Origin of the sequence: Campylobacter sp. P0085, assembly GCF_002139495.1 — a bacterium.
Taxonomy (GTDB): Bacteria; Campylobacterota; Campylobacteria; order Campylobacterales; family Campylobacteraceae; genus Campylobacter; species Campylobacter devanensis.
This window is the reverse complement of sequence record NZ_MJKB01000002.1, coordinates 15,277-32,894: the sequence shown is the minus strand read 5'-3', so window position 1 is coordinate 32,894 and position 17,618 is coordinate 15,277. Positions and strand designations below refer to the sequence as shown.

At 32.8% G+C, this 17,618-nt stretch carries 17 protein-coding genes; 8 read left to right on the top strand and 9 right to left on the bottom strand.

All coding sequences use genetic code 11. From position 1 onward, the window contains the following. Window position 1: 1 nt before the first annotated feature. On the bottom strand, window positions 2–1,927 hold the full coding sequence (locus tag CIGNP85_RS02010; protein ID WP_086232155.1) for a MacB family efflux pump subunit: 1,926 nt from the start codon (window positions 1,925–1,927) through the stop codon (window positions 2–4). Further along, window positions 1,927–3,120, bottom strand: coding sequence for an efflux RND transporter periplasmic adaptor subunit (locus CIGNP85_RS02005; protein ID WP_086286751.1), 1,194 nt, complete (start codon window positions 3,118–3,120; stop codon window positions 1,927–1,929). The genes CIGNP85_RS02010 and CIGNP85_RS02005 overlap by 1 nt, the downstream gene beginning before the upstream one ends. Window positions 3,121–3,251: 131 nt before the next feature. On the opposite strand from CIGNP85_RS02005, the gene glmU reads away from it, so the two are divergent. From glmU to CIGNP85_RS01965, 8 genes are all read left to right on the top strand, one after another. Next, on the top strand, window positions 3,252–4,559 hold the full coding sequence (glmU, locus tag CIGNP85_RS02000; RefSeq protein WP_179187362.1) for a bifunctional UDP-N-acetylglucosamine diphosphorylase/glucosamine-1-phosphate N-acetyltransferase GlmU: 1,308 nt from the start codon (window positions 3,252–3,254) through the stop codon (window positions 4,557–4,559). Next, window positions 4,549–5,709, top strand: a complete 1,161-nt coding sequence (gene coaBC / locus CIGNP85_RS01995) for a bifunctional phosphopantothenoylcysteine decarboxylase/phosphopantothenate--cysteine ligase CoaBC (protein ID WP_086286749.1) — start codon at window positions 4,549–4,551, stop codon at window positions 5,707–5,709. The genes glmU and coaBC overlap by 11 nt, the downstream gene beginning before the upstream one ends. Then, complete coding sequence (locus tag CIGNP85_RS01990) at window positions 5,706–6,377, top strand: hypothetical protein (RefSeq protein WP_086224620.1); 672 nt, start codon at window positions 5,706–5,708, stop codon at window positions 6,375–6,377. The genes coaBC and CIGNP85_RS01990 overlap by 4 nt, the downstream gene beginning before the upstream one ends. Next, complete coding sequence (gene uppS, locus CIGNP85_RS01985) at window positions 6,374–7,051, top strand: polyprenyl diphosphate synthase (RefSeq protein WP_086286748.1); 678 nt, start codon at window positions 6,374–6,376, stop codon at window positions 7,049–7,051. Before CIGNP85_RS01990 ends, uppS begins: the two co-directional genes overlap by 4 nt. Next, window positions 7,051–7,779: a prepilin peptidase gene (locus tag CIGNP85_RS01980; RefSeq protein WP_086233121.1), complete on the top strand. Its 729-nt coding sequence runs from the start codon at window positions 7,051–7,053 to the stop codon at window positions 7,777–7,779. The genes uppS and CIGNP85_RS01980 overlap by 1 nt, the downstream gene beginning before the upstream one ends. After that, on the top strand, window positions 7,776–8,801 hold the full coding sequence (locus tag CIGNP85_RS01975) for an LptF/LptG family permease (protein WP_086235404.1): 1,026 nt from the start codon (window positions 7,776–7,778) through the stop codon (window positions 8,799–8,801). Before CIGNP85_RS01980 ends, CIGNP85_RS01975 begins: the two co-directional genes overlap by 4 nt. After that, window positions 8,801–9,565 carry a tRNA pseudouridine(38-40) synthase TruA gene (gene truA, locus CIGNP85_RS01970; RefSeq protein ID WP_086286747.1) on the top strand — a complete coding sequence of 255 codons (765 nt, stop codon included), beginning with the start codon at window positions 8,801–8,803 and terminating at the stop codon, window positions 9,563–9,565. The genes CIGNP85_RS01975 and truA overlap by 1 nt, the downstream gene beginning before the upstream one ends. A 129-nt stretch (window positions 9,566–9,694) precedes the next feature. Continuing rightward, a complete protein-coding gene (locus CIGNP85_RS01965; protein WP_086238410.1) occupies window positions 9,695–10,783 on the top strand; it encodes a type I restriction endonuclease in 1,089 nt (362 codons plus the stop codon). Between the two features lie 50 nt (window positions 10,784–10,833). Here CIGNP85_RS01965 and CIGNP85_RS01960 read toward each other — a convergent pair whose 3' ends face one another. Genes CIGNP85_RS01960 through napA form a run of 7 tightly spaced genes read right to left on the bottom strand, consistent with a single transcriptional unit; the run spans window position 10,834 to window position 17,372 of the window. Next, window positions 10,834–11,172 carry a chaperone NapD gene (locus CIGNP85_RS01960; protein WP_086253246.1) on the bottom strand — a complete coding sequence of 113 codons (339 nt, stop codon included), beginning with the start codon at window positions 11,170–11,172 and terminating at the stop codon, window positions 10,834–10,836. Then, the gene (locus CIGNP85_RS01955) at window positions 11,172–12,068 is read right to left on the bottom strand and encodes a hypothetical protein (protein ID WP_086233118.1); all 897 of its coding nucleotides are present in this window, start codon (window positions 12,066–12,068) and stop codon (window positions 11,172–11,174) included. The genes CIGNP85_RS01960 and CIGNP85_RS01955 overlap by 1 nt, the downstream gene beginning before the upstream one ends. Beyond that, window positions 12,068–12,529, bottom strand: a complete 462-nt coding sequence (locus CIGNP85_RS01950; protein ID WP_086226928.1) for a 4Fe-4S ferredoxin — start codon at window positions 12,527–12,529, stop codon at window positions 12,068–12,070. Before CIGNP85_RS01950 ends, CIGNP85_RS01955 begins: the two co-directional genes overlap by 1 nt. After that, window positions 12,526–13,062 (bottom strand): nitrate reductase cytochrome c-type subunit, encoded by a 537-nt coding sequence (locus tag CIGNP85_RS01945; protein ID WP_236845544.1) that lies wholly within the window; start codon window positions 13,060–13,062, stop codon window positions 12,526–12,528. Before CIGNP85_RS01945 ends, CIGNP85_RS01950 begins: the two co-directional genes overlap by 4 nt. Next, window positions 13,059–13,844 (bottom strand): quinol dehydrogenase ferredoxin subunit NapH, encoded by a 786-nt coding sequence (gene napH, locus CIGNP85_RS01940; RefSeq protein WP_086286746.1) that lies wholly within the window; start codon window positions 13,842–13,844, stop codon window positions 13,059–13,061. Before napH ends, CIGNP85_RS01945 begins: the two co-directional genes overlap by 4 nt. Next, a complete protein-coding gene (gene napG / locus CIGNP85_RS01935; RefSeq protein WP_086228085.1) occupies window positions 13,841–14,593 on the bottom strand; it encodes a ferredoxin-type protein NapG in 753 nt (250 codons plus the stop codon). Before napG ends, napH begins: the two co-directional genes overlap by 4 nt. A 1-nt stretch (window position 14,594) precedes the next feature. Further along, window positions 14,595–17,372, bottom strand: a complete 2,778-nt coding sequence (napA, locus tag CIGNP85_RS01930) for a periplasmic nitrate reductase subunit alpha (RefSeq protein WP_086286745.1) — start codon at window positions 17,370–17,372, stop codon at window positions 14,595–14,597. Between the last annotated feature and the right edge of the window lie 246 nt (window positions 17,373–17,618).

The window sequence follows — 17,618 nt, the reverse complement described above, 5'->3', positions numbered from 1 at the left end:
TTTAATCCCTTAGTAGTGCATCAATTGGATTTAATTTAGATGCATTTTTAGCTGGAATATAACCAAAAATTATCCCAATAAGACTAGAAACTCCAATAGCTATAACAATCGAAGCTGTGCTAAATATCATCGTAAATCCAGTATCTAAAGCATTTATAATAGTACCAACTAAATATGCTAGTCCAACTCCAATTACCCCGCCAATAGCACATAGCAATATCGCCTCTATTAAAAATTGAAGTAAAATATCTCTACTTTTAGCACCAATTGCCATGCGAATACCAATCTCTTTAGTCCTCTCAAATACACTTACAAGCATAATATTCATAACCCCAATTCCGCCAACCATCAGTGAGATAAAAGCCACTCCAGAGATTAAAAGACTCATTGAATTTACAGTGCTTTGAACGGTTTGCATAATAGTATCTGAATTTATAGTAAAAAAGTCCTTTGTCCCTCGCATAGAACTCATAGCCTCTATTATCCCGCTCTCAGCTACTTGAGCATTTACCTCATCATTAATTTTTACAATTATTGAGCGAATGTTTTGTTGGCCTGTTAATTTATTTACTGCTGTAGTATATGGCAGATATACAGTAATATTATCAGCACCAAATGAGCCTGAATCCTTATATCCTACTCCTATAATTGTAAAAGGTTGTTTATTAAATATAATTGTTTTGCCAATAGGATCAACACCTTCAAAAAATTCTTTTTGTGCTAAATTATCAATGATAATATTTGATCTTGAAAATCTTAAATCATCAAATTCAAAATCCCTACCATGCGTAATTGTTACCCCAGAGACATTAAGCAAATTTTCACTTCCGCTTCTTAGACTTGCATCTATATTTTTATTGCCATATGTGAGTAATCCAGTAGCATTAATCCTAGGCGTAGCATAATCTACAAAGCTAAGACTCTCAAGCATCTTATAGCTCTCAATACTAAAATCTTTTAACTTTCTAGCATTTTTATCACCAAAATTTTTACCTAAATGCAGCGTAATTGTATTTGTTCCCATACTATTGATATTAGCTAAAATCTTTTGCTCACTACCTTTGGCTAAAGCAACTACACAAATTACAGAAGCAATACCTATAATAATACCAAGCATAGTCAAAAATGATCTAAGCTTATGCGATTTAATCGCTCCAATACTCATCATAAAGCTCTCTAACAAACGATCTTTTAAAGCTTTGAAATTTGATTCTATAGATATGTTTTTAGAGCTTTTTTCGTAACATTGATTATTTTTTATATCATCTTTAATTATATTGCCATCTTTAATCTCTATGATACGATTTGCCCAACTAGCTATATCTTTATCATGTGTTACTATTATAATTGTATGGCCATCTTTGTGAAGCTCTTTTAAGATCTGCATTACCATCACACCACTAGCACTATCAAGCGCTCCAGTAGGCTCATCACATAGCAAAATCTCACCGCCGTTCATCAGCGCTCTAGCGATACTTACACGCTGCTGCTGACCGCCACTTAGATAGTTTGGCATAGTATCTATTTTAGATTCTAGGCCAAGTTTTGCTAGAAGCTCTTTAGATCTATTTAATCTATCATCTTTATTCATTCCAGCATAAATTCCAGGCAAGGCGACATTGCTTTTGACATCATTTGAACTAAGTAGATTATAACGCTGAAAGATAAAGCCAAATTTTTTTAATCTTAAATTTGAGAGTTCATCTTTATTAAATTTACTTATATCTTTACCATCAAGCTCATATTTGCCACTTGTTGGAGTATCTAGACAACCCAATATATTCATAAGCGTACTCTTGCCGCTACCTGATTGCCCTATAATAGCTACAAACTCACCCTTTTTAATCTCTAAATTTATCCCTTTTAATACCTCTGTTTGAGTATCACCGACTTTGAAGGATTTACGGATTTTGCTTAGCCTAATCATTAGAACCTCATCATCGGTCTTTTAGAGCCATTCATCATATTTTGCATGCTAGCTGAGTTTAGATGAAAATATATTACCTCTTCATTTTCGCTAAGACCGCTTAGAATTTGTGTATTTATACCATTTGTAATTCCTGTAGTTATAGCTCTTTGTTCGATTTTATCACCATTTTTAATATATACAAATTTACCATCTTTACCTGATTTTATCGCCATTGTAGGTAGATATAAGACATCTTTATTTTCAGCAATTATTATTTTATTTTCTGTTGTCATACCTATACGCAAAATCTCATCACTATTATCTACATTTACCTTAGCATAATAATATACAGCTGAGCTTGAGCTAGTACTGCTTGAATTTGAATTTGAAGTGGAGTATTTGCCATCACTTAAAGTAGTCAAACCTGGGTCAATTGAGCTTATATATGCGGTAAATTTTTTAGTATTATTTGAAAGAATCGAGTATTCTACCTTATTTCCTACCTTAATATTTGGTATATCTCCTTCGCTAACTTGCAATCTTATCTCCATTTTGCTTAAATCTGCGATATTTACTAAGGTTGGAGTTGTTTGATTAGCGTTGATAGTTTGACCAACCTCTACTGGCACAGATACTACAACTCCATCAAATGGCGCCCTAATATCAGTATAGCCCAAATTTGTTCTAGCAGTATTAATCTCAATTCCAGTTTGTTTGATTTGAGCTTGTATCTCTTTTAAACTAGCTAATTTTAAACTATAAGTATCTTTAGCATTTTCTAAGCTCTCTTGGCTTGTGGCGTTTTGTTTAGCTAGGTTTTGCTCCCTTTTATACTGCTTTAATGCGATATCAACTGAAATTTTAGCCGAATTTAACTTCGCTTCTAAAATCTCCAAAGCCGCAAGTTGCTGATCGAGCGTATTTTGCTGCTTTATGCTATCTATTTGAGCTATTTTATCTCCAGCTTTTACCTTATCGCCTACTTTTACATATAGCTCTTTTATCTGACCACTTACTTGAGCACCAACATCTACTAGATTACTAGCAAATACCTCACCTACTGCATCTACACTTTGTATGATATCTCCGCGTTTAACAACTGTTGTGATATATTTATCTTTTGGCTCATCATCTTTTAATCCCCACCATAAAATAGCCCCACTAACAGCTATAAGACCGGTAATAATTAATAATTTTTTTGAAATTTTCATTATTTTCCTTAGAATTTTTTATTGCCATTGTATGAAATTTATGTAAATTTATTGTTAAGATTGTAATTTAGATTTAATCAATTTTAACCATATTTAGCTACAATATTGTCAAATTTAATCCAAAAGAAAAGATCATGAAAAATATATCAATAATTATACTAGCAGCTGGTAATGGTACTCGTATGAAATCACCTAAATCTAAAGTTCTACACACTCTAAGTGGTAGATCAATGATTGCTCATGTAGTAGAAAAATCACTACAAATATCTGATGATATAACAGTAGTTTTAGGCTATCAATTTGATGAAGTAAGCTCAGAGATAAATAGAGAATTTAATAATATAAATATTGTCGCTCAAGATACTATCAACTTTCCTGGAACTGCTGGAGCTGTAATGGCAGCAAAACCTAAATTTGATAAAACTCTAATAATATGCGCTGATATGCCACTAGTTGCAACTAGCGAACTAATATCACTAACTCAATCAAATTCTGATATAACTATAGCTGCTTTTGAATCTAAAGATCCTTTTGGATATGGTAGAGTAGTAAAAAATGGCGATCAAGTTATCAAAATAGTAGAACAAAAAGATGCCAACGAAGATGAAAAAGCAATAAATCTATGCAACGCTGGGGCTTACTGCTTTGATACGGCTTTATTAAATTCAGTCCTACCACAGATAAATAACCAAAATGCAAGCAATGAATACTATCTAACAGATGCCATAGAACTAGCGTTAAAAGCTGGCAAAAGCGTAAGCTCTGTCTTAGTAAGTGAGCAAAACTTTATGGGTATTAATGACAAGCTAGCTCTAAGCAAAGCTGAAAATATAATGCAAGAGCAGATAAAAGCAAATTTGATGAAAAATGGCGTTATCATTAGACTTCCTCAAACTGTATTTATAGATATTAGAGCCAAATTTGAAGGAGAGTGCGAGATAGAGAGCGGCTGTGTGATTAAAGGCGATTGTCTTATTAAAAACTCTATAATTAAAAGCAGTTCAGTTATAGAGTATAGCACCGTAATTGATAGTGATATTGGTCCGATGGCACACCTAAGACCAAAAAGCCACATAGTCTCTACTCACATTGGCAATTTTGTAGAGCTTAAAAATGCAAATTTAAATAGTGTAAAAGCTGGCCATTTAAGCTATTTGGGAGATTGCCAAATTGATAGTGGAACAAATGTAGGATGTGGTACAATCACTTGCAACTACGATGGTAAAAACAAACATAAAACCATAATAGGCAAAAATGTATTTATCGGTAGCGATACACAGCTTATTGCGCCACTAAATATCGCTGATGATACTCTAATAGCAGCAGGTTCAAGCGTAACACACGATAGTCAAAAAGGCGACCTAATCATAGCTAGAGCCAAACAAAATAATAAAAGTGGATTCTTTTATAAATTCTTTGGTAAAAAAGATGAAAAATAAAAATATTCTCTTAGCAGTTTGTGGGAGTATTAGCTTTTATAAAGCTTATGAAATTTTAAGTCTGCTTAAAAAAAATGGTGCAAATGTTAAAGTACTACTAAGCGATGGGGTTCTTAAATTTGCTACTCCGGTTGGCTTTGAAGCCCTTAGCGATGGTGTTTTAACATCGCTTAATGAGAGCTGGACAAATGGCTTAGATCACATAAGCTTTAGTAAAAATGATCTGCTTATCATCGCACCAGCATCAGCTAATAGTATCAATAAAATTGCAAATGGAATAGCTGATAATATATTTTTACAAACAATTCTAGCAGCCTCTTGTCCTAAGATTATAGCTCCAGCTGCTAATAATAATATGCTAGATAATCCAGCCACAATTCGAAATTTAAAGATTTTAAATAATGATGGTTTTACAATTATTGAGCCAATTACTAAAACTTTAGCTTGTGGAGATTATGGAAAAGGTGCATTAAATGAGCCATGGCTAATTGTAGAAACCGCCAAAAGAGTATTAAACCAAGATGAGTTTTACAAAGGTAAAAAGGTTATAATCACTGGTGGTCCAACAACTGAAAAGATAGATGATGCAAGAGCTATTACCAATCACTCAAGCGGTAAAATGGCTAAAGCTTTAGCTGATAGCTTTTACTATGCTGGGGCTGATGTTGTATTTATTAGCTCTATTGATTTTAACACACCATATAAGATAATCAAATTTAAAAGCTCAGACCAATTAAATAGCATATTAAATCAGCAAATAGTCGCTCCAGATGATATATTAGTAATGTGTGCAGCAGTTAGTGATTTTATCTGTGCTAATCCCAAAGATGGCAAGATCAAAAAAGATCAAATGGGAGATAAAATTGAGCTAAAATTAAATATCGATATATTAAAAAATCTAAATTTAAAGTGTAAAAAAATTGGCTTTAAAATGGAAATGGACGCTAAAAACGCTCTACATAATGCTAAAAATATGCTAATGAATAAAAATCTTGATGCAGTGTGTTTAAATATCTTAGGAGATGATATTAAATTTGGCTCTAATGAAACCAAGATAAGTTTTATAACTAAAGATACAATTATACAAACAGAACTAACATCAAAAGAACTAGTCGCATCACAAATTACTAAATTGGCAAAAAATATATGATAAATAAATTATCTAAAATTCAATCTGCTCAAATATCAAATAATATTCCAACAATAATAAACTCAAGTTTGCCAGTTATCATAAAAGTATTAGAACAAACTAGATTTAATCGTTATAATATTAAATTTGGCACCAAAACAATCAGCACTACAAGCTATAAAGATCTAGAAGTAGGAAGCGAATACTATGCTAATATCGGATCTCAAAGCGGCGGTATGATAAGTATAAACTCTCTTACTAAAAGAGAGATTATAAAGCCAGTTTTAGATGATGGAGTAGCTCTTATTGAGATGGTAGCAAGCTCACAAAATCTCTCATGGCTAATACCATATATTAAATCCAAAATGGCAAATCCAATCTCAAAAGATGAATTTAGCATATACGCAGATATGATTATGGCATTAAATGAGAACATACTTCATATACCATTTTATTATGATAACCGTTCTGCATTAATACAAATTTTACTTGGGAAAAATCCTAAAATTTATCTGATATTTTCTTTATTTGCACCAATAATTATCTCTATAAAAGATGGAAAAATTCGCCTAGTTAGCTCACCTTATGTTAGTCTTAGCAAGGCCTTAGCTGATGAGTTAGGATGCGAATTTGAAATTAAACAAGTATCACCTCTATGGCAAAAAACAGTCATAAAGGCTACAATATGAATATATTAAATCATCTAGCTATAATTATGGATGGCAATGGAAGATGGGCTAAAAATCGCTCTTTAGTACGGACTAATGGCCACAAAAAAGGCGCAAATGTAGTCAATGATATTGCCATATATTGTGCTAAAAATAATATAAAAAATTTAACACTTTATGCCTTTAGCACAGAAAACTGGAAACGACCAAAAAGCGAAGTTGATTTTTTACTAAATTTGCTTTTGAAATTTATCAAACTCAAAGAGGAGCTTTTTTTACAAAACAATATTAGATTTCATACTATAGGTGATTTAAGTCCATTTAGCAATAAACTAAAAGACGCCATAGCAAATCTAAAAAACAAAACCCAAAACAATAACGGATTAAATTTAATCCTAGCAATAAATTATGGAAGTCAAAATGAGATTACAAGAGCTGTAAATTTAGCTCTTGAAAATGGATATAAAATTACAGAACAAAGCATAGCCAAACATCTAGATAGTGCTAGCTTTGGAGATGTAGATCTACTTATTCGTACTGGTGGAGAACAAAGGCTTAGCAACTTTTTATTATGGCAGTCTAGCTATGCAGAACTAGCATTTACGCCAACTCTTTGGCCAGATTTTAATAGCAAAGAACTTGAAGAAATTATAGCTAAATTTAAATCCATTCACCGTAAATTTGGGGCAATTTAATGCTATTGATATTTTTTATTTTTGGGATATGTCTTGGCTCATTTACTACAGTTTTAATCACTCGCATACCTATTGGAGAGGATTTTGTCTTTAGTCGTAGCCGCTGCCCAAGCTGCGCTAAAAAGCTTGGCGCTACTGAGCTTATACCTCTACTTTCGTGGGTAATGCTTAAAGCAAAGTGTAAAAACTGCAAAACAAAAATTTCGTCATTTTATCCGTTATCTGAACTAATAGTAGGATTTTTAGCAATTTTTGCCTTTTTTTTAGAATCAAATTTAATCTTAGCTATGCTTTTAGCGTTAATTTTTGCTATATTTTATGCCCTTGGGGCGATCGATTTTAGACTAAAAGCTGTTCCAAATTATCTTCTAATGAGTGGATATTTTTTGGCTGTATTATATGCTTCTATAACTCAAATTAACAATATTTTAGACTCATTTATCATAATTGGTATTATGGTAATACTAAAAAGCACTCTAATGCTACGCCCACGCCATCAAATTTTAGAACCAATGGGTGAGGCTGATAGTATTTTTATCGCTTCGATGGTGGCGATTTTAGGGCTTGAGTGGGGATTTATAGCTCTATTTTTAGGCGCATTAGTTCAGCTTTTTATCCACATATCTATAAAAGATAAAACCATTGCATTTATTCCGGCACTTTTTGGCGGATTTATCGTTGCTGCAAGCCTTAAGAATTTTACAAATATAAATTTAGGATTAATATGAATAGAGTTAATCGATATCTTTTTAGTAGCTTTTTATCGACTTTTGCCTCTTTATTTGCTACGCTATTTTTAATAGTTTCAATTGTATTTTTTATCCAAATTGCTAGAATTACTAGCTATATAGATATTAGTTTTTTTGAGCTTCTTAAATTATATCTATTTATGCTTCCACAAATTCTACTTTTTACCATACCTATTGGATTTTTTGTTGCTTTAGCGATGAGTTTTTTTCGTCTTTCAAGAGAGAATGAGAGCATAGTTATATTTACCTTAGGATACAATCCAAAAGATATAGCCAAATTTTTTCTAAAAATATCAACTATACTATCAATTACGCTATTATTTATAGCTCTTGTTGCAATGCCTACTGCAATGAATTTAAATAATAACTTTGTAGCATATAAAAAAACAAAACTAAGCCTAAATATAAAACCAAGCGAATTTGGGCAGAAATTTGGCGAGTGGATGGTATTTATAGATAAGCAAAATATAGATGAAAATCTCTCAAAATATGAAAATATTGTATTATATAATCACAACAAAGATAGCGAAAGATTTATTACTGCTAGTAGTGGCGATATCACAAATGAGAATGCAAGACTAAATTTAATCTTAAAAGATGGCTATATTTATGATATTAAAGATAACAAATGGAATGTTTCAAAATATGACTTACTAACGATTCGTTCAAATATACAAGATAGTTCTAATGATAATTTTAGTATAGCTGCATACTGGAAACAAGCTAGTAGCGATCCAAAAGTTGCTAAAAATCTTACAATATACTGCCTTATCGCCCTATTCCCTCTAGCTAGTACTCTATTTGCACTAAGCTTTGGAATTGTAACATATAGATATGAAAAAGGTATGGTATATATTGGAATATTTGCTGTTTTATCGGCATATTTTACAGCAATTTTACTACTATCTAAACATCCATTTTATGGAATTCCGCTTGTTTTTGTAGTTACATTTTTATTAAGTCAAGTAGCATTTATAAATAAAGTGGTAAAAAAATACTAATGAAAATAGCTCTCAAATATAGCTACAACGGCTCTAAATTTAGCGGTTCTCAAACTCAACCAAATGTCCAAGCCGTAGAAGATGCTATAAATGAAGCATTAAATCATGTAGGAATTTATGAACCAATACTATCAGGCTCTAGAACCGATAAAGGCGTTCATGCATTAAATCAAATATCAACCGTGCATTGTGGCGATTTTTGGAATTTAAATAGATTAAAAGATCAAATTAGCCGCCATCTTAGCCCATATATTAATCTTAAAGATATATGGATTGTAGATAAAGATTTTCATCCTAGATTTAGTGCAGTAGCTAGAGAGTATAGATATATAATCTATCATGGTGACAAATCACCATTTTTGAGTGATTTTGTATATTTTTATCCAAATTTAGACTTAAAAAGATTAAATTTAGCACTTGCTTGCTTTATTGGTAAGCAAGATTTTAAACCATATTACAAAGTTGGAAGTGGTGAAAAATCAACTATTAGAGAGATTTACAAAGCTTATGCGTATCAAATTCAAAAATCTGCATTTAGCATAAATAGATATAGCGATAAACCAAATTTAACTATTATTAAATTTAGAGCCAATGGCTTTTTAAGAGCTCAAGTTAGGCTAATGGTCGCAAACGCTATAAAAGCTGCAACTAGCAATGAAAAGCTAGAGGAGTTTATAGGGCTTCACAAAGCTCAAAAGCCACTAACAAAAATGCCAGCTCCACCAAATGGATTATATTTAAAAAAGGTGTTTTTTAAAACTTAAGCAATACTAGATTATATTTTACATTTATTTGTAAAATTTACAAGCATAACAAATGAAAATAATCTGAATTTAAATTTGATTATTTATTTTAAATTTGCTAAAATTACGCAAAATTAGCAAGGAGTAAAAATGGCTGAGTTTAAAGAAGAGCTTTTAAAACTTTCTAAAAGGATAGAAAATACAAAAGATAGAGTGCTAACTGAAGAAGCTACAAAGATGAGCTTTATAGTTCCATTTCTTAGAATTTTAGGATATGATGCAACCGATCCATCTGTGGTAGTACCAGAATTTACAGCAGATATCGGAACAAGAAATGGAGAAAAGGTTGATTATGCTATATTAAAAGATGATTCTCCTTTAATATTGATCGAAGCTAAGCATCATAGTGAAAATTTAGACACTCATTGTAATCAACTTATGCGTTATTTTAATGTTACTAAGGCTAAATTTGCAATATTGACAAACGGTATAGAGTATAGATTTTATACAGATAGCCAAGAACCTAATATAATGGATTTAACTCCTTTCTTGCTTATCAATATGAATCAATTAATAGATAGCAAATTAAAAGAGTTGGAAAAATTTAAGTGTGATAAGCTAAATATAGATGACCTATCATCTATGGCTACAGAGCAAATATATCATAATAAAATCAGAGATATATTTAAACAAGAAATAGAAAATCCTAGTGATGATTTTACTAGATTTTTTGCTCAAAAAATTACTAGCAATAGAATAACTGGAAATGTCTTAGATAAATTTAGATCTCATATCAAAAGAGTATTTGCCAATATGATAAATGACATTGCAAATGAAAAAATCGATAGTATCCAAGCTCAAATTAAGCAAAATCAATCACACAATAACTCGCAACAATCCCAAATAGAAGAAAGCAACATAAACACAGCAGAAGATAATCAAATAATAACAACAGAAGAGGAGTTGCAGTCATTTTATATTGTGCGCTCCATACTTGTTTGTAGTCCAACCATCCAAGCAAGCGATGTGAATTATAAAGATACAAGAAGTTATTTTTATGTTTATCTATATAATAAAACAACAAAATGGGTATGTAGAATTTATTATCGTCCAAATGGATCTTATATTATCATACCAGATCAAAATGGCGAAGACAAAAGATATGATATTCAAACGCCGGATGATATCTACTCTTTGCGTGAAGAATTAATAAAATATGCAAATTCTATCACAAAATAATATAACTCAATCTGATTTAAGCTCCAATACAGGAGCTTAAAAAAACATAATCAAATATTTGGATTGCCATTATATTTTATATCTTTAACATCCATTTCATCTATTTTGCGCACTATACTACCTATATCATTTGAGTTGGCTTTAGATATATCGCCTTCTAAATCTTGATAGCTATATATCATAGCTACGGTACTTACGCCTTCTATTTGTTCTAACATTCTAAAAGTAGCCAACTCTCCATCTAAATCTGCAGACTCTATGACAGCTACTATTTTATCATTTTCTTTAGCAGCTACTTCACAGTTTGAAATCTTATCTATCTTTGTAGCTACTTCTTCGCAAAGATTAGGATTCATTAGAGTTATAACCACACTTGATATATTATTCATTACATACTCCAAAAATATATTTTATTATCATAGCTTGAACCAATTAGATACTCATCATTAAAAATTAAATAATTTAATGAAGCTCCATCATACTCTATATTTTTAATTATTTCACCATTTTTATCAATAATTTTTATACTATTTTCTGTACTAAATGCTCCCTTATCACTACTTATCCCAACACAATATACTAAAAATTTAGCCTCATAATAAAACTCTTTTGAGCCGTTATTAAAGTATGATTTTTTATCAGCAGAACCACTAATTAATAATTTGCCATCAATACCAACGCTATAAATTGTATCTTTTTGGGCATTTATCTGCTTTACAACTCTTTTAAGCTTAGTATCAAAATAAAATATCACACCACCTTCAATCCCAATAGCTATAACACCATTTTTTCTATCAAAAGCAGCATCCCCAGTACTTGAAGTAGTTAATTTATTTTCAAAAACAACCTTACCTTCTCTAAAATTATAATACTCAACCTCGCTACTTAAAGTAACAAAAATTACATGATTACTATCGAGTAAAAATATCTTTTTAACTCCATCAGTATGCATTTTAAAGCTCTTTAAATTTCCATTTTCTAAAATACCAAGCGACTTGGTTCCATTATCGCTCTCATACAAAATAGCTACCACTTCGCCAAGTTTGTCAATACTAAAAATCTTTGGTGCTATATCATTATCAAAATAATTTGAGAACTTTGGTAGATCTATCATCTTATTTAGCTCTTGAGTCTTTATGCTATAATTATAAAGCTCACCATTATCAAGCCCTATTAATAGCTCATCCTTATCAAGCTTGACACTTACAGCATTTGCAGGTAATTTTAACTCAAAACTACCCCATAAAAATGTAATAGCCATAAATAAAACTACAAAAAATCTCATCAATTTCCCCTTACAATTACTGAGTTATTTACACATACGCTTACGCACTCACTACACCCTACGCAACTATCATTAACAGTAGGCCTAAACATTCCTAAATACTCTATGGCTCTAAATTTACAAATATCTAAGCAGTTGTAGCATATAACCTCATTCCAAGCCAAGCAAGTAGCCGTATTTATCTCTACGCTTGCATTTATTTTAGCCGGATAAGCCAAATTTAACACGCTCTTACCTATAGATTCACACGCTATAGCGCACTCTTTACAAAAATTACAACCGAGCTTATACTGGTTAAATTTAATTCTACCATCATCAAACTCCAAAAGTTCTCTTTGGCAACTAGATACACAAGGCGCATGGCAGTTAATGCAATCAAACTCTCCGCTAAAATATGGCGGTGCAATAAGTCTAGGCTCTCTTTGCTTAAATTTAGCAAAGAGATTTCGCCTATCTATCATTTAATACCTTGATTTAAAACATCAATAAGATTAGATGATCTATTACCCTCACCATCTCTAAAATCAGCTTTAAAATTATTTTTAACTAGCGGTTCAGCATCTGCTTGTGGTACGTGACATTGAACGCAGTTAAATCTTTCTGTATTTAGCTCTTTTGTTTTTTTACCAGTTGATAGATACATATAGTGACTTTGTGGAGCTGGAATTGTACCCATTTCTTTAGCTGTTTCTGGAGTGTGGCATGTCAAACACATATTAGACTCTATTGTAATAGGCAACAAACCCTCCAAGCTATGTGGAATTAATGGCGGAGCATTTTCATAGCTTCTTTCATATACTTCATTGTTACCTGGCAGATCGCCTTTCCAAGTAATTACTGGATTTTTTACATTAACTTCATCTTTAAGTTCCACACTTCTAAGGCCAATTTGTGTATCTTCTACTGCTGAGCCTTGTCCTGTGCTCAAATTACAAGCTGCTAAAACTAGTGCTGCAGTCGCACTAAGTAAAACATTTTGCAAACCCTTTTTCATTGTTCTCTCCTAAATTTTAATATACTAAAATTAAGTGCATCATCATCGCAAGCCTCTACGCAACGTCCGCAACTTATACACTCGCTTCTTATATTGCCACTTTGTTTACCTACTATATCCAAGACTTGCATCTCTGGACAAACAACTTTGCACTTATTGCAATGAGTGCAATTTTTACTGTTGTGATAGATGCGTATTAAGCTAAATCTACTAACTAATGCCCAAAATGCTCCCAAAGGACATAAATGACCACATATTAATCGCTTACCTAAAAAAGCCTCTATACAAATAATTATGATAGCTATACTAATAGCAGATCCACTAAGATATACAACACCTCTAGTAAAAGCCCCTATATAGCTTATACTTTCAAAGGCTGCTATGCTAAAAGCAAAGCTAAATATCAAGCTCAGCACAAATAGATAATATCTTGAATTTGAGCTTATATTAACCAGATTTTTGCCAATTTTTAGCTTTGTTCTTATGTATGCACCAAGATCTGTTAGAATATTTACTGGACAGACCCAAGAACAAAATGCTCTAGGTGCTATCAAAGCATAAAAGACAACCATAATCAAAGCCCCAATTACACTTGCACTACCTACACTAAATCCAGCCAAAAATAGCTGAAGTAAAGCATATGGATCACTAAGTCCGATTACACCAAAGATCTCTGAGCTACTTAAATTTCCTTTTAAGATATTTACGCCATATATATTTCCAGCTATAAACAATCCCAAAATAGCTAATTGAACTACCCTTCTAGCAATTGTAAATTTCATAGCTCATCTCCATTTAGATACTTAATACCCTTTTTGCTATCTAAATGCATTTTAGTATCAGCATCTTTTAGTTTAGCATCATCACCTTCTACCCAGCCTTTTACATAGTTATTACCCAACTTACCCATAACCATATCTCTTGGAAGCACGGTTATTGCGGCTTTATCTGTGATACATGCTATTTCACACTTACCACATCCAGTACAATAATCACTATCTACAATCGGCAATAAAAATGCGTGTTTGCCAGTTCTTTCATTGCGTTTATAATCTATCAATAAAGCCTTATCTATCAATGGACAAGCACGATAACACGCATCACATTGAATTCCAAAATAGGCTACACAGTTTTTCTCATCTACAACTGCTACACCCATTTTAGCCATATTGATATCCAAAGCTCCATCTTTTGTAACTAGCTTAGGATCTAGCGCCTCTGTAGGACACTCAACTACGCAAGGAATATCTTCGCACATAAAGCAAGGAATATCCCTTGGGGTAAAAAATGGAGTTCCGATACCTACGCCACTATCTTTAAATTCAGCGAGTTTTAGCGTATCAAAAGGACACGCCTCAACGCATAGCCCGCATCTAATACAACGAGTCAAAAACTCATCTTCATCCAAAGCTGCAGGCGGACGCAGTTTAAGCACAGGCTTAGCATTTGCATACTCTTTATAAACAAATGAGCTAGCAGCTAAAAGTCCAACTAAACTAAAACCCGTCTTTATAGCATCTCGCCTTTGCATTTTAGGCCTTATAGACTTTTACAGCACATTTTTTAAAGTCTGTCTGTTTAGATAATGGACAAGTAGCATCTAGACAAACTTTATTAATATATACATTTTCATCAAACCAAGGCACATATACCAAGCCTACAGGTGGTTTATTTCTACCACGGAAATCCACTCTAGCTTTTACTTTACCACGGCGGCTCTCTACCCATACGACATCATTTTGAGCTACGCCGATTTTTTTGCCATCTTCTTCATTCATATAGCAAAGCGCTTCTGGAACAGCACGATATAGCTCAGGAACACGCATTGTCATAGTACCACTATGCCAGTGCTCTAGCACCCTACCTGTACATAGCCATAGTGGATACTCTTTGCTTGGAGTTTCTGGTGCATCCATAAATGGTCTAAAGAATATTTTTGCCCTATTTTTGATAGAACTTTTTTCAGGGTTAGTAACCTTGGTTAAATCCCCACTTGGTAGAGCACCACCTGCGTTACCATAGAAAGCAAAATCGCTATCTGGAGCTGCTTTTTTCGCATATACATCATATTTGGTATTAAATCTCCATTGAGTCTCTTTGCCATCTACAACTGGCCATCTAAGACCTCTAACTTTATGATATGTATCAAAATCTGCTAGGTCGTGACCGTGGCCTACGCCAAATTTTCTATACTCTTCCCAAAGATATTTTTGGACGAAGAATCCATAGCCTTTAAATACATTACCATCGCTACCAACTACATTTCTGCTATCACCGAATACTTCAGTATTATCAAATCCATTTATAACAGCATCATCAGCACTAAATGATTTAGCCTCAGCATTAGCAAATAATACATCATATAGAGTTGATTCTGGAGTATAGCCTAATTTAGCCGCTTCATCTAAGACACTTGGAAGTGTTAGTTTGTTATCGATTTTTTTCTCACCCCAAACCTCTTTTAGTTTAAAGCGTTTGCTAAATTCCATATATTGCCATGTATCACTCATAGCCTCGCCTACTGGAAGGACTTGTTGTCTCCAATGTTGAGTTCTTCTCTCAGCATTACCATAAGCTCCCCATTTTTCATATATCATAGCTGTTGGCAAGATAAGATCAGCTACCTTAGCACTAATACCTGGATATGGATCGCTCACTACTATGAAGTTATCCATCTCTCTTGCCGCTTTAATCCAGTGGTTAGCATTTGCGGTATTGTGCCATGGATTATTTACATGTACCCAAATAAATTTAATCTTACCATCTTCAAGATCACGCATAATTTTCATATATGGCGCACCTGGTTTTGGGTTTAGAGTTTTGGCTGGAAGTTTCCAAATTTTCTCTGTAATCTCTCTATGTTTTGGATTGGCTACGACCATATCTGCTGGCAAGCGGTGTGAGAATGTCCCAACCTCTCTAGCGGTACCACAGGCACTTGGCTGACCTGTTAGCGAGAATGCTCCACTGCCTGGTTTAGCTTGTTTGCCTAGTAAGAAATGCACCATATAGCTTTGTTCATTTACCCAAGTACCACGAGTATGCTGATTCATACCCATAGTCCAAAAGCTCACAACTTTGCGTTTTTGATCTATATAATAATTTGCTAGAGTTTGAAGTTTATTCTTAAACTCTTCTAAATCTTCATTATCATCACCTTTGGCTAATTTCGCTACAAAATCAAGTGTATATGGCGCTAAAGCCTTTTTAAACTCATCAAATGAAATTTGCCAATGAGCATCTGGGGTGGCTGTGTGTTTATTTTCCATTGTATCACCGGCTTTCATTCCTAAATATGCTAGTGTTACGCCTTCAGCTTCAGTTAATACTTTAGATCTCTCTTTGGCTGCAGTATCTAGCTCACTTGGTAGATATTTAGGGTGGTTGATATTATCTCTCATACCATAACCAATATCAGCTGGACCTGTAGTAAATACGCAGTGCTCTTTTACGAATTTTTCATCGATAGCTTCTGGATGATTATATACAATCTCTCTAGCGATATAGTTCCATATAGCTAAGTCAGTTTGTGGTCTAAAGATAATCTCCATATCAGCGATATTTGATGTTCTATTTGAAAATGTAGATAAATTTATAATTTTTACATTATTTGGATTTTGAAGTTTTCTATCGCTCACCCTAGCCCATAAAACTGGATGCATCTCCGCCATATTAGCACCCCAGCATACTACTGTATCAGTTAGCTCTATATCATCATAGCAACCAGCGGGTTCATCTATACCAAAAGTTTGCATAAAACCCACAACCGCACTAGCCATACAGTGTCTAGCATTTGGGTCAATATTGTTTGAGCGGAAACCGCCTTTGATTAGCTTAACAGCCGAATATCCCTCTTGGACAGTATATTGTCCAGAGCCAAATACACCAATACCAGTTGGTCCAAGCTCATTATAAGCTCTTTTAAATTGTTTTTCCATCTCGTCAAATGCTCTTTTCCAGCTAACTTCAACGAATTTACCATTTTTATCAAATTCACCCTTAGAATTTACCCTTAAAAGTGGTTTAGTAATTCTATCTTCGCCATACATAATCTTAGCATTAAAATAGCCTTTAATACAATTCAAACCACGATTTACAGGAGCCAATGGATCGCCTTTTACCGCAACTATTTTACCATCTTTAGTAGCAACGACAATACCACAACCAGTACCACAAAATCTACATACTGCTTTATCCCAACGCCAATCTTGCTCTTTGTTAGCAGCACTTAGTGCGCTAGGCGCAGTAAGACCAGCTGCTGAACACGCAGCTGCAACAGCTGAGCTTTTAATAAAATCTCGTCTATCCATGTTCGACCTTTCTAAAATAATGTAGAATTGGTGTTATTATATACATTTATTTGTATTTTACTACTTAAAATTTTTTTGATATATAATTATTTATATAATATATTTTAATTAAATTTAGACTTTAATACTCTTTTTATATTTTTATTAAAATCAAAAAATATATGGTAAAATCAGTATTTAAGCTATATATAATAAATTTTAGCAATTTAAAATTTACAAAATATTTGATATTTATTATCATAAATA

Bases quoted from the DNA above. Each gene is read 5' to 3' on its own strand.
- CIGNP85_RS01965 (WP_086238410.1), top strand. From the start codon at position 9,695: ATGGCTGAGTTTAAAGAAGAGCTTTTAAAACTTTCTAAAAGGATAGAA.
- CIGNP85_RS02010 (WP_086232155.1), bottom strand. From the start codon at position 1,927: ATGATTAGGCTAAGCAAAATCCGTAAATCCTTCAAAGTCGGTGATACT.
- truA (WP_086286747.1), top strand. From the start codon at position 8,801: ATGAAAATAGCTCTCAAATATAGCTACAACGGCTCTAAATTTAGCGGT.
- CIGNP85_RS01975 (WP_086235404.1), top strand. From the start codon at position 7,776: ATGAATAGAGTTAATCGATATCTTTTTAGTAGCTTTTTATCGACTTTT.
- napH (WP_086286746.1), bottom strand. From the start codon at position 13,844: ATGAAATTTACAATTGCTAGAAGGGTAGTTCAATTAGCTATTTTGGGA.
- uppS (WP_086286748.1), top strand. From the start codon at position 6,374: ATGAATATATTAAATCATCTAGCTATAATTATGGATGGCAATGGAAGA.
- CIGNP85_RS01960 (WP_086253246.1), bottom strand. From the start codon at position 11,172: ATGAATAATATATCAAGTGTGGTTATAACTCTAATGAATCCTAATCTT.
- CIGNP85_RS01955 (WP_086233118.1), bottom strand. From the start codon at position 12,068: ATGAGATTTTTTGTAGTTTTATTTATGGCTATTACATTTTTATGGGGT.
- CIGNP85_RS01950 (WP_086226928.1), bottom strand. From the start codon at position 12,529: ATGATAGATAGGCGAAATCTCTTTGCTAAATTTAAGCAAAGAGAGCCT.
- CIGNP85_RS02005 (WP_086286751.1), bottom strand. From the start codon at position 3,120: ATGAAAATTTCAAAAAAATTATTAATTATTACCGGTCTTATAGCTGTT.
- coaBC (WP_086286749.1), top strand. From the start codon at position 4,549: ATGAAAAATAAAAATATTCTCTTAGCAGTTTGTGGGAGTATTAGCTTT.
- napA (WP_086286745.1), bottom strand. From the start codon at position 17,372: ATGGATAGACGAGATTTTATTAAAAGCTCAGCTGTTGCAGCTGCGTGT.
- CIGNP85_RS01990 (WP_086224620.1), top strand. From the start codon at position 5,706: ATGATAAATAAATTATCTAAAATTCAATCTGCTCAAATATCAAATAAT.
- CIGNP85_RS01945 (WP_236845544.1), bottom strand. From the start codon at position 13,062: ATGAAAAAGGGTTTGCAAAATGTTTTACTTAGTGCGACTGCAGCACTA.
- CIGNP85_RS01980 (WP_086233121.1), top strand. From the start codon at position 7,051: ATGCTATTGATATTTTTTATTTTTGGGATATGTCTTGGCTCATTTACT.
- napG (WP_086228085.1), bottom strand. From the start codon at position 14,593: ATGCAAAGGCGAGATGCTATAAAGACGGGTTTTAGTTTAGTTGGACTT.